The sequence below is a fragment of the Streptomyces sp. NPDC001852 genome (assembly GCF_042891825.1).
Classification (GTDB): domain Bacteria; phylum Actinomycetota; class Actinomycetes; order Streptomycetales; family Streptomycetaceae; genus Streptomyces.
Map to the genome: position 1 here is coordinate 38,243 of NZ_JBIATN010000009.1, position 21,049 is coordinate 59,291.

The following is a 21,049-nucleotide window of genomic DNA, read 5'->3' on the forward strand; positions in this document are numbered from 1 at the left end:
GCATGGCGGCGGACTGTGATGGGTAGAACCCTTCTTTCTCCTTCCACGGATACCATGCCTCGCTACAGTCACGCTCGCGATGTCCACGAACCGGACTACGGCGCGACCCGCGTCCCGCCGGGGTCCGCACACGTGACCGGCACTGACGACGGCCGGGCCGGTCAGGCGCCGGCGGCGAGGTTCGTGGCCGCTTTGGCGGCCCGGAGGGTGCGGGCCAGGGGCACGGCCTCGCCGACGGCCCAGAAGTGCAGGTAGAAGAGGCGGGGATGGTCGTCCAGGAAGTGATTGTGCAGCTCGACGACGCTGATCCCGCCGTGACGCAGGACCTTGATGACCCGCTGGACCTCGTCGGCGATCATGACGAAGTCCCCGGTCACGGCGGCACGCCCGCCCCCCAGGGAGAAGAAGGTGACGGCGGTCGTCACGCCCATGGCGGCCGGCACCACACGGCCGTCGTCACTGACGGTCTCCTTGCGGGCAAAGGAAAACCGGTAGCCGTCCTCGCTCCTGCCCCGCGCGCCGAGTGCGGCGTCGATGGCGGCGGTGTCGAGGCCCGCCGGCGGTGCCGTGTCGGGCTCCCGGGGCCCGGGGGTGGCGGTGGCGTCCAGGCCGGCGCGCATGGCGCGGGCCAGGGACACCGGGTCCGCGGAGACCCCGTGCACATGCGTCCACCAGAGCGGGGGCCGATGGGCGGGAAGGTGCTTGTGGATCGCGGTCTGTTCCAGGTTGTGGGCCTGGAGGGCATCGGTGACCCGCTGCAGTTCGCCCTCGGTGGCGACCACGTCGCCCATGAGCATCGTGCGGCCGTCCGGGTAACGGGCGAACGCCGCGTACGACGCCTCCACCAGACCGCCGACCCCGTGCGCGGACAGGTTCAGGTCGTAGCGGGGAAACGTCATGCGGTACACGATGCCGTCCGCGCCCAGATCGCCCACCCCGCCCAGTTCGTCGGCCACGGGCCGCCAGTCCGCCGGACGTGTGACCAGGGGGTACTGGGGCGTGTCCCGGAGCTCGGCGAGGGTGTGCGCCACGGGCGCCTCACCCAGCGTGGCCGCGAGTGCGCCGCCCGCCACGAGAAACCCGCGCCGGGACGCCCGGAGCGTCCTGCGGTTCGGCTTCATGTGCCGCCCCCTTGCTCTTCGACCGGTCCTTCGGACCAGACCGGAATAGCGCCTCACGGCACCCGGCTGTGGGCGGCACGACCGAGTTTCGCCTGGTCGCGGGACCGGGGTACGGCGTTTGCCACGGGGCGGTCACGCCGCCCCCAGCTCACACCACACGTACTTCCCCCGGTCCCCGAACCGCGCCGTCGGCCGCCACCCCCAGTGGTCCGCGCACGCCTTCACCAGCCCCAGCCCCCTCCCCTCCTCCAGCTCCTCGACCTGCTCCAGGGGCCGCGGGGGATCCGGCGGGGCCGGGTCGGTGTCCCACGCACCGATCCAGACCGCCCCCTCCGGGGTTCGGCGGATCCTGAGCGCGGCCGGCCCCTTGGTGTGCCGTACGGCGTTGGAGACCAGCTCCGCCGCCAGCAGCTCCGCCGTGTCGACGAGGGCGATCAGTCCGTGCAGGGTGAGGATCAGGCGCAGGGTGCGGCGGCAGACGGTGACGGCTCTGAGGTCGTTGGGGACGTAGAGGGTGTAGTCCCAGGGCTCGTTTTCGGGCATGCGGCATCAACTCCATCGAGGTGAGGGGATTTCGTGCAGGGTGGCAACGCCGCGTACGCGGTGCACTTCCGCTGCGTGTGCGGTGCGTCACCGACGGTAGGGGGAATTATTTAGATCCTGCAAGCCGGTCGCGTAATCTGACCCCTAACGAGTCGCAACGGCAGGCTTGTTGAGGGGACCGGTCGATGGCCAAGAGAATCGAACCAACGGCACGTCAGCTGCGCTTGGCGGTCGAACTTCGCAGGCTTCGCGACGCGGCGGGCCTCGCCTCGCGGGAGGCGGCAGCGCTGCTCGGGGTGACTGCCCCACAGATCAGCCAGATCGAGTCCGGCCTCGCGGGGGTCAGCGAAAAGCGGCTGCGCCGCATGGCCGCGAACTACTCATGCACGGACGACGGCTTGATCGACGCCCTGGTGGCCATGGCGACCGACCGCACCCGGGGCTGGTGGGAGGAGTACCGCGAGCTGCTGCCGACTCCCTTCCTCGACCTGGCGGAGCTGGAGCACCACGCGACGTACCGACGTGATGTGGAGTTCCTGTTCATCCCGGGTCTGCTCCAGACGGAGGACTACGCTCGGGCGGCGTTCTCCTCCAGGGTTCCGGAACTCCCGGAGGAAGAGCTGGAGCTGCGGGTACGGCACCGCATGCAGCGCAAGGTCGTCCTGGACGGGCCTGACCCCACCCCGTACGAGGCGATCGTCCACGAAGCCGCACTCCGCATCAAGGTCGACGATCGCGCCACCGCACGAACCCAGCTCAGCCACGTCCTGGAGCTGTCCGAGGCCGATCACATCACAGTGCGGGTCATCACGTTCGAGCTGGACGGCTTCGGCGGGGCCTGGAGCCCGATGATGCTGGCCGGAGGCGCCGTTCCCAGGCTGGACACCGCCGGCCGCGATGTCCTCCAGGGCACCGGGTTCATCGATTCCGAGGCTCAACTCGGCGTACTGCGAACACTTTTTCGTAGAGTAGAAGCGGCGTCGCTCGATCCCATCCGCTCGCGCGACTTCATCCACAGTCTGGCCAAGGAGCTGTGAGACCCACCATGCCCACCCTCGACAACTGGCGGAAGTCGTCCTACTCCGGCGGCAACGACGGCAACAACTGCGTCGAGGTCGCCCCCCGCCCCACCCACATAGCCATCCGCGACTCCAAGGACCCCGCCGCCGGCACCCTCGCCATCCCCGCCGACGCCTTCGCTTCCTTCATCCAGGCCATCCGTACGCAGGACTGAGGGACCGATCGGGTCGGTCACGCCGGTGCCACCGCCGCCAGCCTGTGCACATCCTTCGCCGTCCCCGTCACCCCCGCCAGGAAGCCCTGCGCCCGGGGTGAGGCGTTCTCGGTCAGCCACGTCGGGTCGATGTCGAAGACCGCCACGCGAACTCCCGTGCCCGTCAGCGCCAGCGGCAGGGTGTGGACGACCGTCGACGGGAAGCTGAGGATCGTACGGCCGATCGGACCCCGGCGGGCGATCACCTCCAGGGGGAGGTCCGGGCGGACTATCTCCAGGCCGGTCTCGGCGGCCAGGCGGTGGAGTTTGTCCGCGCTCTCCCTGCGGTGGGCGAAGTAGCGCGTCGCACCGTGCGTCTTGGACAGGTGACGGACGGCCTCGAGATACGCCTCGCCGTCCACAACTCCCGTTTCCACCAGGGACGTTCCCACCATGTCCGCGCCCTTGGTGATGCGCGGCGGCCCGAAGCGGGCGCGGGTCCAGGAGAAGTCGTTCGCGGTGACCGTGACGCCCTGAGGGGTCTCCGTCACCGGCATGGAGGAGAAGACCTCGACCCGGCGGCGGGCGCTCGGGGTCAGGCGGCGGCGGGCCGAGGACGACACCGGGGCGAACAGCAGATCCCTCGCGCCGGGGCGGCCGCCCTTGCGGTGCCAGCGGACCAGCCGTTCGCCCCGGGCCAGCTGGGCGACGAACTCCATCGTCGCCGTGCCGTCGTCGACCACGACCAGGTCCTTCGCCCGGGTGATCGTCAACAGCAACTGCACATACCGGGAGAACGGGTCCCCCATGACGATCCGGTCGGCCCTCCGCAACGAGCCCGCCAGGCCGCCGACCGTCTGGAACGGGGCCGCCGGTCCGCCCCGCGCCTCCTCCCAGCGCACCCGGTACCCCTCGTCCCGCGCCAGGTCCGCCATGCGGCGCAGCTGGCCCCGGGTCATGGGGTCGGTCGGGGACAGGACGACGACCGTGAGGTCCGCGCCGGTCCGCGGCGGGTCGCCGGCCACCGTCCGCCGCACCTGCGCGGGCACGGACGGAAGCGGGTCCGCGCCGCGCAGGCCGTGCAGATGCGCCCACTCCAGCACGTTCAGCAGCTGGACCGGGCTCTCCACGAAGGCGAGCGTGCGGGGAGAGTGGCCGGCGTGACCGGCGCGGGGGCTCATCGGCGTACGACCGTCCCGTCGTAAGTGACCTGGATTCACACCGAGACCGGCTCGCCCGCCGCCGCCGCGATCTCCGCCTCGGCGACGACACCGGTGACCCGGCGCAGCTTCTTCATCGGGCCGAGCTCGGAGTCGTAGACCTTCTTGACACCGTCACCGAGGGAGGCCTCGATGGTGCGGATGTCGCGGACCAGGCGCGTGAGGCCCTGCGGCTCCACCGACGCGGCCTGGTCGGAGCCCCACATGGCGCGGTCGAGGGTGATGTGACGCTCGACGAAGGTCGCCCCGAGCGCGACCGCGGCGAGGGTGGTCTGCAGGCCGGTCTCGTGGCCGGAGTAGCCGATCGGAACGTTCGGGTACTCCTTCTCCAGCGTGTTGATCACGCGGAGGTTCAGCTCCTCGGCCTTCGCCGGGTACGTCGACGTGGCGTGGCACATCAGGATGTTGTCCGAGCCGAGGACCTCGACCGCGTGGCGGATCTGCTTCGGGGTCGACATGCCCGTGGAGAGGATGACCGAGCGGCCCGTCGCGCGCAGCGCACGCAGCAGCTCGTCGTCGGTCAGGGACGCGCTCGCCACCTTGTGGGCGGGGACGTCGAACTTCTCCAGGAAGGCGACGGCCTCGGTGTCCCACGGGGAGGCGAACCAGTCGATCCCCTTCTCCTTGCAGTACTCGTCGATCTGGCGGTACTCGTCCTCACCGAACTCCACGCGGTGGCGGTAGTCGATGTAGGTCATCCGGCCCCAGGGGGTGTCGCGCTCGATGTCCCACTGGTCGCGCGGGGTGCAGATCTCAGGGGTGCGCTTCTGGAACTTGACGGCGTCGCAGCCGGCGTCGGCGGCCACGTCGATCAGCTTGAAGGCGTTCTCCAGCTCACCGTTGTGGTTGATGCCGATCTCGCCGCAGATGTAGACGGGCTTGCCGGGGCCGACCTCGCGGGAACCGAACGTACGCAGACGGGAGTTGGTGCTCATCAGGGGGATGTCCTTACTTGGGGAGGGAATCGAGAGAGGGGCCGAGGATCCAGCTGGCGATCTCTCGGATCGCGCCGTCACCGCCGGGCACGGTGGTGACCGCGCGTGCGGCGCCGCGTACGACGTCGTGGGCGCTCGCGACCGCCACGGGCCAGCCGACGAGGGCGAAGCACGGCAGGTCGTTGACGTCGTTGCCGACGTAGAGCACGCGCTCCGGCGCGATGCCCTGCTCCTCGCACCACTGCTTCAGCGCGAGGTCCTTGCGGTCGATGCCGTGCAGCACGGGAAGCTTCAGCTTCCGGGCGCGGGCGGCGACCACAGGGTTCTGTTCCGTGGACAGGACCAGCATCTTCAGGCCGCTCCTGCGCAGGGCCGCGATGCCGAGTCCGTCACCGCGGTGCACGGAGACGAACTCCCGTCCTTCGGAGTCGATCAGCACCCGGTCGTCGGTCTGGGTGCCGTCGAAGTCCAGTACGACCGCGTCGATGTCATCGGCGGTCGGCAGCGAACCGGGGCGGTCCGCGTCGAAGAGGGGGGCCAGCGCCCGCGCCCGCGCCAGGTCGTGCGGGTCGTCGATCTCCAGGACCCGGGCGGGGTCGGTGCGGACGAGTTCCGTGCGGCCGAAGAAGCGGTGCTGGTGCTTGCGGAAGCCGGCCGCGTCCATCGCGTAGGCGGCGCCGGTCTCCAGGAAGTCCTGGGGGCGGTCCTGGCGGCGCGGGCGGTAGGACTTGTCGTGGTTGACCCCGGCGCCGCCCTCGGACTCGGCGTCGGCCTCCCGCCAGACGAAGCCGTGGAAGGGGGCCACGGTGACGGCCGTGTCCGCGCCGTTCTCGACGACCGCGCCGGCCACCCCGTCTATGTCCTCGCGGACGATGAACGGGCTGGTGCACTGCACGAGCAGGACCGCGTCGACCGCCGCGCCGTGCAGCGCCTCGTGGGCGTCCATGGCGTGCAGGACGGCGGCCTCGGAGGTCGCCGTGTCCCCGGCGATGGCGGCCGGGCGCAGCACGACCTCTGCGCCGGCCTCCCGGGCGGCGGCGGCGATGGCCTGGTCGTCGGTGGAGACGACCACGTCGGTCACCAGCCGGGTCGCCCGGCACTCGCGCACCGCGCGGGCCACCAGCGGGACCCCGCCGACGGGGGCGAGGTTCTTCGCGGGCACGCCCTTGGAGCCGCCGCGCGCGGGGATCACCGCGAGCACCCGGCGCACCGTCGCGCCCTGTCCCGCTTCCGAGTTGGACATCCGATCTCCTTGAGAGGTCACAGCTCCCCCATCCGGCGGATCACCGGAGCGACCCGCTGCACGCCGTGGCGGTAGGCGCCACGAGCGGCGCGGCGCACGATCTGGCGGACCGGCCCCGGCTCCTTGTCGGCGGCGGGCGCGCCGGGCAGCGGGACGCCGTCGGGGCCGAGGTGGTGCCGGGCGAGGATGCCGGGCAGATAGCCGGGCGCGGTCTCGGGGGTGTAGTAGGGGTTCAGGGGCGGCAGGCCGCCGGGGCGGTCGAGCAGCCTGGCGATGCGCTCGCGGGCCGTGTCGAAGGCCGTGGGGTACGTGCCGTCGGCTGCCACGCCCTGCCGGGACACCCACTCCTCGTCGGCCACCGGCCGGTGTCCGGCGTCGAGCTGGTCCCAGGAGGCCAGGCACCCGGAGCCGGTGAAGTGGTGGTTGCCGAGCACCTCGCGCACGCCCAGGTCGGTCAGGATCACCGTGGGGATACGGCGGTGCAGGGCCTCCAGGGCGGCCGTGGAGCTGACCGTGACCAGCAGGTCGGTGCGGTCCAGCACCTCGCCCATGTGCCCGTACACCAGGGAGAAGTTGGCGGGCAGGCCCTTGCCCTGCGCCAGCTTCTGGTACGGCAACTCCTCGATGTGGGTGGTGTGTTCACCCGGCTTGGAGCGCAGCTTCAGCAGCACCTCGCGCTCGGGGTGCCTGCGGGCGTGCTCGATCAGCCGGTTGAGCAGGTACGTACGGTCCCTGCGGCTGTCGGGGACGGACGGCTGGGCGGCGAACACCACGGTGTAGGGCTCGTGTTCACCGGTGTACGGCGCCCCGCCGAGGAAGGGCAGGGCGACCTCGGTGACGGAGGAGGCGTCGGCGCCCACGCCCTCGTACACGGCCCGGAACCGGTCCGCGTCATGGCGGGAGTTGGCGAGGACGAGGTCGGCGCCGTGCCGCAGCAGCAGGCCGTCGGCGAGCTTCTCGTAGACGACGCCGACGTACCCGGTGACGACGACGGGACGCCGGACGGTGCCCGCCCAGCCGGCGCGCAGCCCGTGCAGCATGGCCTGGACGCCGCCGCCGACGAGCGCGAGGATGAGGACGTCGTAGGACGACTCGGTCATCGCACGCAGGAACTCGACGCCGGTGACCTCGCGGAGGGAGTCCGCCCGGACGCCGACCTCCTTCAGCTGACGGGCCGTCGGGGTGGCCCGCCCCCGCAGGAGGTAGCCGTCGAGCCGGATCTCGGCGTCCGCGGGGGCGAGGCGCTGCGCGGTGAGCGCGCCCCACTTCCACCGGGTGTCGGAATCGGCGAGGACGGCGACCCGCAGGGACTTCGTAGCACTTGCTGGCACGCCGAAGACGCTAGGAATCCATTCCGAGGTTCCGCCCAACCCGAATGCAACAAACGGTTAACAGCACATCGCCGAATGGCGAATCGGGTCGTGAAGGCGTGCGAAAAAGGCCCGGTTCACAGCTTCGCCACGTGCCGTTCACTCAGCATCAAGCGGACCGTCAAGACGAATGACGGGCTTCGTCCTAACGTTCAAGCCGTGGTCAAGCTCTCCGTCATCGTGCCGTTCTACAACGTGCAGCAATACGCGCCCGACACGCTCAGGAGCCTGAAGGCGAACGCGCGTGAGGACTTCGAATTCATTCTCGTCGACGACTGCTCGCGCGACGGGACACCAGAGATTCTCGCGCGCGCGGAGCGCGAGCTGCCCGGCGCCGTCCTGGTCCGGCACGAGCGGAACGGGGGGCTGGCGACCGCCCGCAACACCGGTATCGACCGGGCGCGCGGCGAGTACCTGACCTTCCTGGACGGCGACGACTGGCTGGCGCCCGGCTACTTCGCCCAGCTGGTCGCGGCCATGGAGGAACTGGGCTGCGACTTCATCCGCACCGACCATGTGCAGTGCACCGCGCGGGCGCGCACCGTGAACCGGGTACCCGTGGGCCGGCGGAACGTGGTGCTGAGCCCGCGTGAGGCGATCCTGCCCGCCGACCGGTCCACGTCGGTGGACTACGCGTTCGCGTGGGCGGGCGTCTACCACCGCCGGCTGGTGGACCGGGGCCTGCTGCACTTCACCGACGGACTGCGCACGGCCGAGGACCGGCCCTGGATCTGGAAGCTGCACCGCGAGGCGGAATCGTTCGCCGCGGTGAGCATGCTCGGGGTGTTCTACCGGCGCGGGGTCGCTTCCTCGCTCACTCAGATCGGCGATGTCCGACAACTCGATTTCATTCGGGCGTTCGATCAGGTCGTTGCGGAAACCGCTCAGGACCGGGACGCCGATCAGTTGCTGCCGAAGGCCGTCCGCACCTATTGCGCCATCATTTCCCATCATCTGGGATCCATCGAAAGGTTCGAGCCCGCGGTGGCGAAGAAACTGAAATCCATGAGTGCCGCGGCCCTGCGGCGCATGCCGCAGGACGTACTGGACGAGGCGCTGGACTCCATGGACCTCCAGCGCGCCACCAAGCTGCGCCGGCTGCGCCGCCGTCCCGCCCCCGCGGGGGCTGCCGCGTGACCACCCAGATCTTCCAGGCGTCGACGCTCTACGGCACGGCCACGCTCGCCGCCGCCCTGGACTCCGGCTGCTTCCGCCCGGCCGACCGGCGGATCCTGCTGGTCTGCAACAACGCGGCCGCCCCCGAGACCACGCCCGGCCTGGAGGAGGCACCCGGTTTCGAGAAGCTGCGCGACCGTTTCGACGACGTGATCTCGTACAACGAGACGATCTTCCCGTTCCATCCGGGCGGCTGGGCGCCGCGCGTGGACGACATGCCCCTCTGGGAGCGTTTCCTGCGCCACGAGTGGCAACTGGGCGACGAGGACGTCGAGTTGGCCGTGGAGTCGATCCAGGTCAACCCGTCCCTGTCGCTCGCGCAGATCTTCAACGGCGCCCCGGTGACCGTCTACGCCGACGGTCTGATGTCCTACGGCCCCACCCGCAACAAGATCGACCCGCTGGTCGGAACCCGCGTGGACCGCGTCCTGCACCTGGACCTGGTGCCGGGCCTGACGCCGCTGCTGCTCACCGAGTTCGACGTGCCCGGCGAGCTCGTGCAGACGGCCGCCTTCACCAAGGTCCTCGCCGAACTCGCACCGGCCGACGCGGAGTTGCCGGAGATCGAGGAGCCCGCGCTGCTGCTCGGACAGTACCTCTCGGCGCTGGAGATCCTCACCGCCGAGCAGGAGGAGAACCTGCATGTGCGGATGCTGAAGGGCGCGGCCGCGCTCGGGCACACCAAGGTGGTGTTCAAGCCGCACCCGTCCGCCCCGGCCCGCTTCACCCGCCTGCTGGAGCAGGAGGCGGAGCGGCTGGAGGTCGAACTGACCGTGCTCGACACCCCGGTCCTCGCCGAGGTGCTGTACCAGCGGATGCGTCCGGCGCTGGTCGTCGGCTGCTTCTCCACCGCCCTGCTCACGGCCCAGGCCCTGTACGGCCTGCCGGTCGCCCGCATCGGCACCGAGGTGCTGCTGGAACAGCTGACGCCGTACGAGAACAGCAACCGCGTCCCGGTGACGATCGTCGACGCGCTGGTGCCCGGCCTCGGCGACCGTGCCGCGGTCACCGAGCAGCGCCCCGGCATGGACGTGGCGGCGCTCGGCGCGCTGATCCGCGCGGTGGGCTTCGCGATGCAGCCGAAGATCTACCCGGGGCTGCGCACCGAGGCCGAGGGCTGGCTCGCGAAGCACCTGAACGCCCACACGGTGCGCTACTTCAAGCGCCGGCGCCTGACCTCGCTGGCGCTGCCCGGCGGGGTTCCGTCCCAGCTGGCGTTCATCCCGCGCAACGCGACGGTCCGCCGGGTCGCGAAGAAGGCGCGCAGTCTGCGCCGGGGCGCACGCGGTTGACACGGGCCGGGCAGCGGGCCGCACGCGGCCGGTGAGCCGTCGGCAGCCGGCCGTACCAGCGAATCAGGAAGGGAACCGCACATGGCTGCTTCATCCACCGGCGTCACCGCCGCCCCCGGCACGCTGATACCGGGGACGGCTGCCGCCCCGGTCCCGCCCGCCGGGCGCGGGAGCCGTCTGCTCGCCCTGGACGGCCTGCGGCTCGTCGCCGCGCTGATGGTCTGCCTCTACCACTACACCGGCCGCGGCGGCACGGTCGCCGCTTCCTGGCACGGCAGTCCGGGCCACCTCTTCCCGGGCCTGTCCCGGGCGGCCGTGTACGGCAATTTCGGGGTGCAGTTCTTCTTCGTCATCAGCGGTTTCGTGATCTGCATGAGCAGCTGGGGCCGCACCCTCGGCGACTTCTTCCGTTCCCGCGTCGCACGCCTGTACCCCGCCTACTGGGTGGCCCTGGTCCTGGTCACCGGGGCGTCCCTCGCCCTGCCCGCCGTGGTCCACGCGGTCCGGCTGGACGAGTTCCTGGTCAATCTGACGATGCTCCAGCAGCCGATGGGCGCGACCCGCGTCCTGGGCGTGTGCTGGACGCTCTGGGTCGAGGTGCGCTTCTACGTTCTCTTCGCCCTGCTCGTCGTCCTGCGCGGGGTGACCTACCGCCGGGTCGTGCTGTTCGCCTGCGTCTGGACGTCGGCGGCCGTGCTGTGCCACTCGTCGGGCAACGCGCTGCTGAACCAGGTGGTCATGCCCGAGTACGCCCCCTTCTTCACCGGCGGCCTGGCCCTGTACCTGATCCACCGCTTCGGCAGCGACCTGCTCGCGTGGGGCATCGTCGCGATGTCCTGGCTGCTCGCGCAGCGGGAGGCCACCCTCGGCCTGTGGGGCCCGCACCCGCACCGCGATCCGTACGTCGTCATCCTGATCGTCACCCTCGCCTTCGCGGCCGTCGCCGTGGTGGCGCTGGGCTGGACGCGGTGGGCCTCCTGGCCCTGGCTGGTCACGGCCGGCGCGCTGACATACCCGTTCTACCTGGTCCACGAGCACCTCGGCTGGTTCGTCATCCGGGTGCTGCACCGGGGGCTCGGCCTGCCCGCGTGGCCGACGCTCGCCGTGACCGTGCTCGGCATGCTGGGGCTGGCGTGGCTGATCCACCGGTTCGTGGAGAGGCCGTTCGGCCCGCGGTTGAAGAGGGCGCTGAAGGTGCGGAAGTTGGACAGCCGTTCACCCGGTCTTGGGTTTTGAACGGGGCTGTCGGGCAGGCGCCGTCGCATGGCCACCATCCAGGAAACACCCCGCCCGCCCCGCCGTCTGGACGACGTCCCCGGCTGGTTCCCGGTGCTCGACCAGGTGCTCTTCGACTGGTTCCTGACCCGGCAGGAGACCGCAGGGATGCGGGGTGACCTGCTGGAAGTCGGCGTCTACATGGGCAAGAGCGCGATCTTCACCGGCCGGCACCAGCAGCCGGGCGAGCGGTACACCGTGTGCGACCTCTTCGAGGGCGACGCCCCGGACGACGCCAACCAGGCCGAGTCGGCGAAGTCGTACGGCGCGCTGACCCGGCGCGTCTTCGAGGACAACTACCTCTCCTTCCACGACGAGCTCCCCCGCGTGCTGCAGGGCCCCAGCTCGCTGGTGCCCGGCGAGGTCGAGCCGCGTTCCTGCCGGTTCGTGCACATCGACGCCTCGCACCTGTACGAGCATGTGCACGGCGACATCGGAGCCGCCCGCGAGCTGCTGATCCCGGACGGGATCGTGGTCCTGGACGACTTCCGCTCCGAGCACACCCCGGGAGTGTCGATAGCCACCTGGGAGGCGGTGCTCAACCGCGGGCTGCGTCCCGTCTGTCTGAGCACCCAGAAGCTCTACGGCACCTGGGGCGACCCGGAGCCGGTCCAGGAGGAGCTGCTGGCCATGGTGCGGGAGCGGTCCGACTGCCACCTGAGCGTCCAGGAGGCCGCCGGGCACCGGATCGTCCGGCTGAAGTCCAAGGGCATGCGGGCACCGGAGTTCCCGCCGTCCAGGCACGCGGAACAGGCGGGGACGGAGCCCTCGCCCGTATCTGTGCCGCAGGGGGCGCCCGCGCCCCGCCCCGGCACCAGCCGGGTCCGGCGGGTCGCCGTCGACCTGCTGCCGCCGGTGGTCACCCGGGCGATCCGCAGGGCCCGCGCCGTCCGCGGGTGACGGCTCAGCCGATCCCGTACCGCGCCCCGATGCCGGCGATCACGATCGCCAGCCCCTCCTCGTACTGCTCGTCATAGCCGTCGAAGAGCAGCTTCCCGGCCTCGGCGGCGAGCGGGTGGCCCGCCATGCGCCGGGCGCGTTCCTCGACGTCGTACCCCTCCCGGCGCTCGCCCGGGAGGGGTACGACGCCCTGCTCCTCGGTGACGAAGCCGACGGTGTAGGCGTTCACGGTCCGGCCCGCGTGGACCGCTTGGGCGAGGGTGAATCCCGCTTCCGTCAGCAGCCGCAGGTCGGCCTCCATCTGGGGAGCGTGGTCCGTGCTCGTGAAGCGTGAACCGCTGAACACCCTGGCGCCGTCGCGGTAGCCGAGCAGCACGCTCCGCAGCCCCCGGCCGAGGTTCAGCAGCCGCTCCTGCCAGGTGTCGGCGGGATCGAGCGCGGTGCCGGCGACCATCCGCCGGTACATCTCCGTCGCCATCTCGTCCAGCAGCGCCTGCTTGTCCTTGAAGTGCCAGTACAGCGCGGGCGCCTTGACGTCCAGCTCCTTCGCGATGGCCCGCAGGGTCAGCCCCTCCAATCCGACCTCGTTCAGCAGCCGCAGGGCGGTGTCGGCGACGCGTCGGCGGTCCAGGGGGGCGCGTTTCTCGGGGCTCACGCTTGACAGCTTAACAGCGTTAAGGGCAAGCTCTCGGGCAACGGCACTTAACGACGTTAAGGAGATAGGTGATGGATGTCCTGATCGTGGGGGCGGGTCCGACGGGTCTGACGCTCGGCATCGACCTCGCCCGGCGCGGAGTGCGGGCACTGGTCGTGGAGCGGGCGGAGGGGTTGTTCCCCGGCTCGCGGGGCAAAGGGCTCCAGCCGCGCACCCTGGAGGTCTTCGACGACCTGGGCGTAGTGGAGGCGATCCGGGCGGCGGGCGGCCCGTACCCGGCCCGGATGATCTGGAAGGACGGCGAGCGGGTCGGCGAGCAGCCGGTGTTCGAGAAGGTCGAGGCGGAGCAGGGCACGCCGTACGCGGAGCCGTGGATGGTCCCGCAGTGGCGGACGCAGGAGGTCCTGTACGCCCGGCTGACCGAACTGGGCGGCCGCGTCGACTTCGGGCGCCAGGTGACGGGCCTGGAACAGGACCCGAAGGGTGTGACCGCGCACTTCGCCGACGGTACGACGATCCGCGCCCGCTATGTCGTGGCGGCCGACGGCGGCCGCTCGGTGGTCCGGCGCGCGGTGGGCGTGGGCATGACCGGCGACACGGTCGACCCGGCACCGTACCTGGTGGCGGACGTACGGCTGCGCGGCCTGGACCGGGACCACTGGCACACGTTCCCGGGCTCCGACGGCAGCGGGGTCACGCTGTGCCCGCTGCCCGCCATCCAGGACTTCCAGCTGACGGGGCGCTTCCCGGAGGGCACGGACCTCGACCTGTCCCTCGACGGCATCCGCAAGATCGTCGCCGGGTACACCCACCTGGACGCCGTGGACGTCACGGAGCTGCGCTGGGCGTCCGACTTCCGTCCACGCGCCGCCCTCGCGGACCGCTTCCGGGCCGGCCGGGTCTTCCTCGCGGGCGACGCGGCCCACGTCCACTCCCCGGCCGGCGGCCAGGGCCTGAACACCAGCGTCCAGGACGCCTACAACCTGGGCTGGAAGCTGGGCGCGGTACTGCGGGCCGGGGCGCCGGACGCGCTTCTCGACACCTACGAGGAGGAACGCCGGGCGAACGCCGCGGCCATGCTGGACCTCTCGACGGGCGTGCACCGCGGCGAGGTACGGCGCGGAAGGGCGACGATGCAACTGGGGCTGGGCTACCGGGAGTCGTCACTGAGCGTGGAGACGCGGGAGGCTCCGAACGGCGTACGGGCGGGCGACCGCGCCCCGGACGGCACGGTGTCCGGCGTCCGTCTCTTCGACACGTTCCGGGGGCCGCACTGGACGCTGCTGGGCGCGGAGACCTCGATCACCAGCGTCCGATCCGTCCCCACGGCCCCGGCGTCATACGGCCCGGGCGTCTTCCTGGTCCGCCCGGACGGCTATGTGGGCTGGGCGGGAGACTCGACGGCCGGGGTCGAGGCCTACCTGGCCAAGGTGGGCATCTGACCCGGGGTGGTGGTCAGTCGTCGCCGTCGAGGAGGGTGTCCACGGGGAGGTCGAGGGTGACGCCGACGGATTCGGGGAGGGGGACGATCTCGCCCCGCTTGTAGCGGACAGGGTCGGGGTACTTGCCTTCAGCCGGGTCCTGGTACAGGAGGACCACTTCGTGTCGGCGGTCCGCCACCAAATACACGGGAATACCGGCCTCGGCATAGAGCTCCGGCTTTATGGCCGTGTCGTCGGCCCAGTTGGAAGAGGTCACCTCCAACACCATGCGGAAGACGTGCGGGGCGTAGCAGTTCTTCCGGACAAGCGCGTCCGCAATGTCGGCATCAACAACGGACAGGTCCGGGATCGCGTAGTCTGCCGGACCAGTCGGAAGCCACAGGCCGATGCCGGGGCGGACCTTGAGTCCGGCCTCCTTCGCTCCTGCCCTGCGAATCTCATAACCGACCTCGAACACCGTGCCCTGGTGAGGCTCATCCGGCGGCGGCGACACGATGATGCTCCCTCTGAGGATCTCCACGCGGTGTCCGGGCAGCCAGCTGGAGACACGGTCGGCGGCTTCGGCGATCGTCATCTCGCGCTCTATCACAGCCACGGCAACCTCCTTTCGGGAGCACTCTCCACGAGCGTAGCCGGGATCGGGCGACTTCCACCCATGATCACCCATACGAGGTAACCACCCAGCTCAGAACACCTCCGACGGCTCGTACGCCCCCCAAACCCCGCGGAGCGCGCCGCACACCTCCCCCACCGTCGCCCGCCCCCGCAGCGCCTCCTTCATCGGGTACAGGACGTTCTCCTCCCCCTCGGCCGCCTTCCGCAGCGCGTCCAGTGCCGCGTCCACCGCCCGCTGGTCCCGCTCGGCCCGGAGCTTCTCCAGGCGTTCCGCCTGGCGGGCCTCGATGGCAGGATCGACGCGCAGGGGCTCGTACGGCTCCTCCTCGTCCAGTTGGAAGCGGTTCACCCCGACCACCACGCGCTCCCCGGAGTCCGTCTCCTGGGCGATCCGGTACGCGTTCCGCTCGATCTCGGCCTTCTGGAAGCCCCGCTCGATCGCCGCCACCGCACCGCCCAGGTCCTCGACCCGCCGCATCAGGGCGACGGCCGCCTCCTCCACGTCGTCCGTCATCCGCTCGACCGCGTAGGAGCCCGCGAACGGATCCACCGTCGCCGTCACGTCCGTCTCGTGCGCCAGCACCTGCTGGGTGCGCAGGGCCAGCCGGGCGGACTTGTCGGTCGGCAGGGCGATCGCCTCGTCGAAGGAGTTGGTGTGCAGGGACTGGGTGCCGCCCAGCACCGCGGCCAGGGCCTGTACGGCGACCCGGACCAGGTTCACCTCCGGCTGCTGGGCCGTCAGCTGGACGCCCGCCGTCTGGGTGTGGAAGCGGAGCATCAGGGACTTCGGGTCGCGTGCGCCGAACTCCTCCCGCATCACCCGGGCCCAGATCCTGCGGGCGGCGCGGAACTTGGCGACCTCCTCCAGCAGTGTCGTACGGGCCACGAAGAAGAAGGACAGGCGGGGTGCGAAGTCGTCCACGGACATCCCCGCCGCCACCGCCGTACGGACGTACTCGATACCGTCCGCCAGGGTGAAAGCGATCTCCTGCACGGGCGACGCGCCGGCCTCGGCCATGTGGTAGCCGGAGATCGAGATCGTGTTCCACCTCGGGATCTCCGCGGTGCAGTATTTGAAGATGTCCGCCGTCAGGCGCAAAGAGGGCTTCGGCGGGAAGATGTACGTCCCCCGTGCGATGTACTCCTTCAGCACGTCGTTCTGGATCGTGCCGGTCAGCTGGTCGGCGCGGGCGCCCTGCTCCTCCGCCACCAGCTGGTAGAGGAGCAGCAGCAGGGCGGCCGGGGCGTTGATCGTCATCGAGGTCGACACCTGGTCGAGCGGGATGCCGTCGAACAGCAGCCGCATGTCCTCGATCGAGTCGATCGCCACGCCCACCTTGCCGACCTCGCCGTGCGCGAGGGGCGCGTCGGAGTCGTGGCCCATCTGGGTGGGCAGGTCGAAGGCGACCGAGAGGCCCGTGGTGCCGTGGGCGATGAGCTGCCGGTAGCGGGCGTTGGATTCGGCGGCGGTGCCGAAGCCGGCGTACTGGCGCATGGTCCAGGGGCGGCCGGTGTACATGGTCGGGTAGACGCCGCGGGTGAAGGGGTACGTGCCCGGTTCGCCCAGCTTCCCGGCCGGGTTCCAGCCCTGCAGGTCCTGCGGCCCGTAGACCGGCTCGATGGACAGTCCCGACTCGGACTCACGCGTCATGGGTGCCTCCGGAGTACGTCTTGTCACCCCTCACCATGCCCCGTCGTTCGGCGGCGGTCACGTGGGGAAGCATCCCGGCATGACGATCACGCGAAGACCCGCCGCCGTCCTCACCTCGGCCACCGCCGTCGCCGCCCTCACCGTCCTGTGCGGCTGCACCACGCAGCCCACGGACGCCGACGGCAAACCCCGGGCCCCGGTGCACGTCCAGAGCCCTGCGCGGATTCCGGGAAGCCGCCCGGCGGAGCCCGCCGGAAGTCACCCGGCGCGGCCCACCCGGACGGAGCAGCCGTCGCCGGCCGCGCCCGCTCCCCGGGTGCTGTACGCGCGCGGGGACAGCGGTCCTGGCGTACGGGAGCTGCAGGCGCGGCTGCGCCAGGCGGCCTGGCTGTTCGACGGGCCGTCCGGGTCGTACGGCCCGCTGACCGAGCAGGCCGTCCGGGGCTTTCAGGGCAAGCACGGGCTGCCGCGGACCGGGCAGACGGACACCGTCACCTGGCAGCGGCTGGTGGGGATCACCCACACGCCCGGCATGTGGGAGCTGTATCTGATGGGCGGTCAGCCGGCCGGCGCGCCCGACCCGCGCTGCATGACCGGACGCGTGCTGTGCATCGACAAGACGACGCGGACGCTGCGTTGGATGGTGGACGGGCGGACGCTGTCGACGACGGCGGTGCGGTTCGGGGCGCAGTACACGCCGACCCGGGAAGGCGTCTTCCACATCTACCGGAAGGAGCGGGACTGGGTGTCGACGCTCTACCACTCGCCGATGCCGTACGCGATGTTCTTCAGTGGCGGCGAGGCCGTGCACTATTCGTCCGACTTCGCGGCGCGCGGCTACGCGGGGGCCTCGCACGGGTGCGTGAACGTCCGGGACGAGGCGGCGATCCAGCAGCTCTTCGCCCAGGTGCGGGTGGGCGACAAAGTCATCGTCCACTGGTGAGGCGGGACTGCGGGGCGCGGGCGGGACCGGGGGAACGTGTCCCGCCCGCGCCAGGTGCACGAGCCGTGGGTACGGGGGGAACCCCGGCTCAGTGCGACGGCCGATGACCAGTCGGCTCACTCAGTACTGCGTACCGGGCTCGAAAAACGTCACACCCTGCGCGGAAAATTTTTCGCGGCCCACGAAACCGCAGGTCAGAGGGGCAGAAGGATCAGAGCGCGGTGTACGTCGGGCTCGGTGCGGGGCCGAGTACGGTGCCGGTGGTGCGGGCGGGGCGGGTCGGGGCGAACGCCGTGGGCGCGGCGTCGTCACGGTGCCGGCCCTTGCCGCCGCCGTTGCCTTTGCCGCCGTTGCCTTTGCCGCCGCCGTTGCCGCCCCAGCCGGGGTGGCCGTCGCCGCCCTGGCCGGGGCTGCCCTCGTCGTCGCCCTGGCCGCCGCCCTTGCCCTTGTCCTTGCCCTTGTCGCCGTTCTCGTCGCCCTTGCCGCCGATCGTGCCGTCGACCGAGCCGAGGGTGTCCAGGACGACCTTGCAGTACCGGCTCACCCGGGCGGTGCCGCCCGCCAGGTTCTCCAGGGCGCGCCGGCGGCCGGCGTCCAGTTCCTTGCCGTCCCGGATGTCCCGGCAGGCCGAGGCCGCGTCCCTCCAGCGGCCGCCGGGAGTGCCGGAGGGCTCGCCGGTGCCCGGCGCGGTGCTCCCGCCGGTACGGTCGCCCGGTGCGACCGCCGCGCCGGAGCCGCCACCGCGGTTCGTGCCCGCGCCGCCGCTCGGCACGCCGGGCCCCGGCGTCACGCCCGGGGTGCCCTGCGGGACGGAGGCGGACGGGGTTCTGGCGGTCGGGTCGGCGGAGACGGAGGTGGCGGGCTGCTCGGGCCCGAACGGCGTGGGCAGCATCCCGGTCCCGGCGGCCATGGCGACCCCGCCGACCGTGCCCACGGCCACCGCCGCGGCCAGCGCCAGTCGCAGCGGGCGCCCCCAGCGGGGGCGGCGGGCCGGGATTCCGGTACGGGCCGGGGCACCGATGCGGACCAGGCCCGCGTCGGCGCCGGGCGCGGGCAGGCCGGAGCTGCCGTCGGCCCGGCCGACGGCACCGTGTTCGGTGCCGGCGGCCTCGCGGGCCTTGCGGAACGCGGCCAGGGCGGCCTGCTCGCCGGGGAGTTCACCGGTGGCGGAGTCCGTCTGCGAGGTCAGCGCGCCGAGCGCCCGGGAGAGGCGTTCGGCCTGGTCACGGGCGGAGGGGTCGACGGCTTCCAGCGGCTCGCCGCGCAGCAGGCGTTCCGCCGTCTCACGGTTCAGCCACTTGTACTGCTCGTCGGCCATCACATGTCCTTCTGCGTCCGCGCACGCGTATCCGTCACAGTTGCGGACGACACCGCGCGACCGCGCGGTTCTCGCTGGGGCGGGAGCGCGTCGAGCACGCCCGCCGATTCCGGATCGTCGCCGAGCAGCTCCGCGAGCCGCTTCAGACCGCGGTGCGCGGCGGTGCGTACGGCACCGGCGCGTTTGCCGAGGGTCTCGGCGGCGCTCTTGGCGTCCAGGCCGACCACGACGCGCAGGACGACCGCCTCGGCCTGGTCCTGCGGCAGCCGCGCGATGAGGGAGAGCGTGCTGCCGGTGGCCAGGGCCTCGATGGCCTCGCCGGCCGTGTCGGACTCGGCGGCCCGGCCGGTGAGTTCCGTCTCGTCGCCGCCTATGGCGGGGCGGCGGCCGCGCATGCGTATGTGGTCCAGCGCGCGGTTGCGGGCGATCCGGGCCGCCCAGCCGCGGAAGCGGTCGGCGTCCCCGCTGAACCGGTCGAGATCACGGGCGATCTGCAGCCAGGCCTCGGACGCCACGTCCTCGGCGTCCGGATCGCCGACCAGCGTGCGCACGTATCCGAGCAGCCGTGGATGCACCGCACGGTACACAGTACGGAACGCGGTCTCGTCACCGTCCTGCGCCGATCGCACCGCGGCGGTCAGCTCCGCGTCGTCCCCCAGCACCTGACTCCCTTTACGCCTGTTTCCCGGTCGGCGCGAAAGGCACGTTACGGCGTGAAACCGCTCCCCGTCCATGTCCGTAGAAGATGCAACTAACTCGTGACCAGGTACGGATGTGCGCAGGGTGAGGATCGGCGGTGGCCGGGTGTGACAGAAACAGCACGCACGGCGCTGTAGGAAGTACGGGCCGCGAGCGGCTCGTCAGCGCGACGGCCGGGGCCTCTCCTGTGGGGGGTGGCGGCCCCGGCCGTTGCCTTTCGCGGTGGGAATCGTCACCTTTCCTGGACGCCCAGTTGCCGGGCGAGGCCTTTCAGCCCGCGGTGGGCGGCCGTGCGGACGGCGCCGGGGCGCTTGCCCAGGACGCGTGCGGCGGCCGGGCCGTCGAGACCGACGACCACGCGGAGCAGTACGGCCTCGGCCTGGTCGCGCGGCAGGGTGCGCACCAGCTCCAGCGCCCGTGCGGTGGACAGCGACTCCAGGGCCTGGTCGTGGGTGTCGAGCCGGCCGGGCAGCTCCAGCGCGTCCTGCTCCAGCGGTGCGGCCTGGGGGCGTACCCGCCGCCGGCGCAGCAGGTCCAGGGCGCGGTGCCGGGCGATGGTCGCGGTCCAGCCCCGGAAGCCGGCGCCGTCGCCCTTGAACCGGCCCAGGTCGCGGGCGATCTCCAGCCAGGCCTCGGAGGCCACGTCCTCGGCGTCCTCGCCGACCAGGCCCCGCAGATAGCCGAGCAGGCCGGGCTGCACGATCCGGTAGGCCACCGCGAAGGCGGTCTCGTCGCCGTCCTGGGCCCGCGCGACGGCCGCGCCCAGCTCCCCGTCGTACGCCTGCCGGCGGCGGGGTTCTCCTCCCTGGCCCAAGAACCGTCCTCGTCCGTGCCGACTCTGTGCGTACCGCTTCCCCAGGGACATCAGCGTCACGGCTCACAGAAGTGTCACAGCCTCGCGAACCCGCCGGGAAGGAGGAGGAGCCGGCGCCGGCCGGTCAGTGGGAGCCGGTCGCGTCCCGGCAGAGCAGGCGCAGCGAGCCGTTGCCGCCGTAGACGCGCCGAGCCTCCTCGATGGGGTCCCAGAGCCGCCCGTCCGGCGTGCGCACCCAGTGGTCGCCTCCCGACGCCCACCACTCGGCGCCGGCCTGGCGGACGATCACCTCACCGGCATAGGCGCCGAACCCGCGCAGCACGCTCTCGACGGCGGCGTACGGCGGCCCCTCTCGCCGGATCTCCTCGATCATCCGGTCCACCCGCCACAGGCTCTGCGCCGAGTAGTCGAGCCGCACCCGGGCGCCCTCGCGCATGGTCGCCACGGCGTCCGCGGCCCACCGCACGGGCTTCGCCGCGGCGTGCGGCCTGGTCTCCTGCTGTGCTGTCACGTACTGGGCTGTCACATAGGGAAGAGCGATCCGCCCGCCTCCGGCGTCACCGGATGACGAGGCGTTTCACCAACCGTCGCAGGACCAGCCCAGGCCCACCGCAGGACGGCCAC

The 21,049-nt window shown here is 71.6% G+C and carries 21 protein-coding genes; 8 read left to right on the plus strand and 13 right to left on the minus strand.

Annotated elements, in window-relative coordinates; genetic code table 11:
- Positions 1-161: 161 nt before the first annotated feature.
- On the minus strand, positions 162-1,121 hold the full coding sequence (locus ACFYZB_RS17210; protein ID WP_388759136.1) for a DUF1259 domain-containing protein: 960 nt from the start codon (positions 1,119-1,121) through the stop codon (positions 162-164).
- A gap of 132 nt (positions 1,122-1,253) precedes the next feature.
- Positions 1,254-1,664, minus strand: a complete 411-nt coding sequence (locus ACFYZB_RS17215) for an ATP-binding protein (protein ID WP_388759138.1) — start codon at positions 1,662-1,664, stop codon at positions 1,254-1,256.
- A gap of 185 nt (positions 1,665-1,849) precedes the next feature.
- Here ACFYZB_RS17215 and ACFYZB_RS17220 point away from each other — a divergent pair, with 185 nt between their 5' ends.
- Positions 1,850-2,701, plus strand: a complete 852-nt coding sequence (locus ACFYZB_RS17220) for a helix-turn-helix transcriptional regulator (protein WP_388759140.1) — start codon at positions 1,850-1,852, stop codon at positions 2,699-2,701.
- 8 nt (positions 2,702-2,709) lie between these two features.
- Positions 2,710-2,898 (plus strand): DUF397 domain-containing protein, encoded by a 189-nt coding sequence (locus ACFYZB_RS17225; RefSeq protein ID WP_388759142.1) that lies wholly within the window; start codon positions 2,710-2,712, stop codon positions 2,896-2,898.
- 17 nt (positions 2,899-2,915) lie between these two features.
- Here ACFYZB_RS17225 and ACFYZB_RS17230 read toward each other — a convergent pair whose 3' ends face one another.
- The 4 genes from ACFYZB_RS17230 to ACFYZB_RS17245 are packed head-to-tail and all read right to left on the minus strand — an operon-like array spanning position 2,916 to position 7,606.
- Positions 2,916-4,058, minus strand: a complete 1,143-nt coding sequence (locus ACFYZB_RS17230) for a hypothetical protein (protein WP_388759144.1) — start codon at positions 4,056-4,058, stop codon at positions 2,916-2,918.
- A 35-nt stretch (positions 4,059-4,093) separates the two neighbouring features.
- Positions 4,094-5,032, minus strand: a complete 939-nt coding sequence (locus ACFYZB_RS17235; protein ID WP_388759146.1) for an N-acetylneuraminate synthase family protein — start codon at positions 5,030-5,032, stop codon at positions 4,094-4,096.
- A gap of 13 nt (positions 5,033-5,045) precedes the next feature.
- Positions 5,046-6,275, minus strand: a complete 1,230-nt coding sequence (locus ACFYZB_RS17240) for a cytidylyltransferase domain-containing protein (protein ID WP_388759148.1) — start codon at positions 6,273-6,275, stop codon at positions 5,046-5,048.
- Positions 6,276-6,292: 17 nt separating this feature from the next.
- Positions 6,293-7,606: a DUF6716 putative glycosyltransferase gene (locus tag ACFYZB_RS17245; protein WP_388759150.1), complete on the minus strand. Its 1,314-nt coding sequence runs from the start codon at positions 7,604-7,606 to the stop codon at positions 6,293-6,295.
- Between the two features lie 198 nt (positions 7,607-7,804).
- Between ACFYZB_RS17245 and ACFYZB_RS17250 the strand changes: the two genes are divergently transcribed.
- The 4 genes from ACFYZB_RS17250 to ACFYZB_RS17265 all read left to right on the plus strand — a co-directional run bounded on the left by ACFYZB_RS17250 (position 7,805) and on the right by ACFYZB_RS17265 (position 12,288).
- Positions 7,805-8,782, plus strand: coding sequence for a glycosyltransferase family 2 protein (locus ACFYZB_RS17250; protein WP_351218079.1), 978 nt, complete (start codon positions 7,805-7,807; stop codon positions 8,780-8,782).
- Complete coding sequence (locus ACFYZB_RS17255; RefSeq protein WP_388759151.1) at positions 8,779-10,113, plus strand: alpha-2,8-polysialyltransferase family protein; 1,335 nt, start codon at positions 8,779-8,781, stop codon at positions 10,111-10,113. The genes ACFYZB_RS17250 and ACFYZB_RS17255 overlap by 4 nt, the downstream gene beginning before the upstream one ends.
- A gap of 81 nt (positions 10,114-10,194) precedes the next feature.
- The gene (locus tag ACFYZB_RS17260) at positions 10,195-11,349 is read left to right on the plus strand and encodes an acyltransferase (RefSeq protein WP_351218069.1); all 1,155 of its coding nucleotides are present in this window, start codon (positions 10,195-10,197) and stop codon (positions 11,347-11,349) included.
- 27 nt (positions 11,350-11,376) lie between these two features.
- Positions 11,377-12,288 (plus strand): class I SAM-dependent methyltransferase, encoded by a 912-nt coding sequence (locus ACFYZB_RS17265; protein ID WP_388759153.1) that lies wholly within the window; start codon positions 11,377-11,379, stop codon positions 12,286-12,288.
- Between the two features lie 4 nt (positions 12,289-12,292).
- Here the strand turns inward: ACFYZB_RS17265 and ACFYZB_RS17270 are convergent, their stop codons facing one another.
- Positions 12,293-12,943: a TetR/AcrR family transcriptional regulator C-terminal domain-containing protein gene (locus tag ACFYZB_RS17270; RefSeq protein WP_388759155.1), complete on the minus strand. Its 651-nt coding sequence runs from the start codon at positions 12,941-12,943 to the stop codon at positions 12,293-12,295.
- Between the two features lie 71 nt (positions 12,944-13,014).
- On the opposite strand from ACFYZB_RS17270, the gene ACFYZB_RS17275 reads away from it, so the two are divergent.
- Positions 13,015-14,385 carry an FAD-dependent oxidoreductase gene (locus tag ACFYZB_RS17275; protein ID WP_388759157.1) on the plus strand — a complete coding sequence of 457 codons (1,371 nt, stop codon included), beginning with the start codon at positions 13,015-13,017 and terminating at the stop codon, positions 14,383-14,385.
- Between the two features lie 13 nt (positions 14,386-14,398).
- Here the strand turns inward: ACFYZB_RS17275 and ACFYZB_RS17280 are convergent, their stop codons facing one another.
- Together ACFYZB_RS17280 and ACFYZB_RS17285 are read right to left on the minus strand one after the other, a co-directional pair.
- Positions 14,399-14,980, minus strand: coding sequence for a Uma2 family endonuclease (locus ACFYZB_RS17280; protein ID WP_388759159.1), 582 nt, complete (start codon positions 14,978-14,980; stop codon positions 14,399-14,401).
- A 90-nt stretch (positions 14,981-15,070) separates the two neighbouring features.
- Positions 15,071-16,651 (minus strand): methylmalonyl-CoA mutase, encoded by a 1,581-nt coding sequence (locus ACFYZB_RS17285; RefSeq protein ID WP_388759161.1) that lies wholly within the window; start codon positions 16,649-16,651, stop codon positions 15,071-15,073.
- 79 nt (positions 16,652-16,730) lie between these two features.
- Here ACFYZB_RS17285 and ACFYZB_RS17290 point away from each other — a divergent pair, with 79 nt between their 5' ends.
- The gene (locus tag ACFYZB_RS17290; RefSeq protein WP_388759162.1) at positions 16,731-17,594 is read left to right on the plus strand and encodes a L,D-transpeptidase family protein; all 864 of its coding nucleotides are present in this window, start codon (positions 16,731-16,733) and stop codon (positions 17,592-17,594) included.
- A gap of 211 nt (positions 17,595-17,805) precedes the next feature.
- Here ACFYZB_RS17290 and ACFYZB_RS17295 read toward each other — a convergent pair whose 3' ends face one another.
- The 4 genes from ACFYZB_RS17295 to ACFYZB_RS17310 all read right to left on the minus strand — a co-directional run bounded on the left by ACFYZB_RS17295 (position 17,806) and on the right by ACFYZB_RS17310 (position 20,936).
- Positions 17,806-18,912, minus strand: a complete 1,107-nt coding sequence (locus ACFYZB_RS17295; RefSeq protein ID WP_388759164.1) for a hypothetical protein — start codon at positions 18,910-18,912, stop codon at positions 17,806-17,808.
- A complete protein-coding gene (locus ACFYZB_RS17300; protein ID WP_351210654.1) occupies positions 18,912-19,574 on the minus strand; it encodes an RNA polymerase sigma factor in 663 nt (220 codons plus the stop codon). The genes ACFYZB_RS17295 and ACFYZB_RS17300 overlap by 1 nt, the downstream gene beginning before the upstream one ends.
- A gap of 269 nt (positions 19,575-19,843) precedes the next feature.
- The gene (locus tag ACFYZB_RS17305; protein ID WP_351210652.1) at positions 19,844-20,425 is read right to left on the minus strand and encodes a sigma-70 family RNA polymerase sigma factor; all 582 of its coding nucleotides are present in this window, start codon (positions 20,423-20,425) and stop codon (positions 19,844-19,846) included.
- 124 nt (positions 20,426-20,549) lie between these two features.
- Entirely contained in the window at positions 20,550-20,936 is a 387-nt protein-coding gene (locus tag ACFYZB_RS17310; protein ID WP_351210650.1) for a hypothetical protein, read from the minus strand.
- Positions 20,937-21,049: the final 113 nt, after the last annotated feature.

What these genes read in the sequence shown, in the direction of transcription:
- ACFYZB_RS17210 (WP_388759136.1), bottom strand. Translation starts at nt 1,121, where the DNA reads ATGAAGCCGAACCGCAGGACGCTCCGGGCGTCCCGGCGCGGGTTTCTC.
- ACFYZB_RS17215 (WP_388759138.1), bottom strand. Translation starts at nt 1,664, where the DNA reads ATGCCCGAAAACGAGCCCTGGGACTACACCCTCTACGTCCCCAACGAC.
- ACFYZB_RS17220 (WP_388759140.1), top strand. Translation starts at nt 1,850, where the DNA reads ATGGCCAAGAGAATCGAACCAACGGCACGTCAGCTGCGCTTGGCGGTC.
- ACFYZB_RS17225 (WP_388759142.1), top strand. Translation starts at nt 2,710, where the DNA reads ATGCCCACCCTCGACAACTGGCGGAAGTCGTCCTACTCCGGCGGCAAC.
- ACFYZB_RS17230 (WP_388759144.1), bottom strand. Translation starts at nt 4,058, where the DNA reads ATGAGCCCCCGCGCCGGTCACGCCGGCCACTCTCCCCGCACGCTCGCC.
- ACFYZB_RS17235 (WP_388759146.1), bottom strand. Translation starts at nt 5,032, where the DNA reads ATGAGCACCAACTCCCGTCTGCGTACGTTCGGTTCCCGCGAGGTCGGC.
- ACFYZB_RS17240 (WP_388759148.1), bottom strand. Translation starts at nt 6,275, where the DNA reads ATGTCCAACTCGGAAGCGGGACAGGGCGCGACGGTGCGCCGGGTGCTC.
- ACFYZB_RS17260 (WP_351218069.1), top strand. Translation starts at nt 10,195, where the DNA reads ATGGCTGCTTCATCCACCGGCGTCACCGCCGCCCCCGGCACGCTGATA.
- ACFYZB_RS17265 (WP_388759153.1), top strand. Translation starts at nt 11,377, where the DNA reads ATGGCCACCATCCAGGAAACACCCCGCCCGCCCCGCCGTCTGGACGAC.
- ACFYZB_RS17275 (WP_388759157.1), top strand. Translation starts at nt 13,015, where the DNA reads ATGGATGTCCTGATCGTGGGGGCGGGTCCGACGGGTCTGACGCTCGGC.
- ACFYZB_RS17285 (WP_388759161.1), bottom strand. Translation starts at nt 16,651, where the DNA reads ATGACGCGTGAGTCCGAGTCGGGACTGTCCATCGAGCCGGTCTACGGG.
- ACFYZB_RS17290 (WP_388759162.1), top strand. Translation starts at nt 16,731, where the DNA reads ATGACGATCACGCGAAGACCCGCCGCCGTCCTCACCTCGGCCACCGCC.
- ACFYZB_RS17295 (WP_388759164.1), bottom strand. Translation starts at nt 18,912, where the DNA reads ATGGCCGACGAGCAGTACAAGTGGCTGAACCGTGAGACGGCGGAACGC.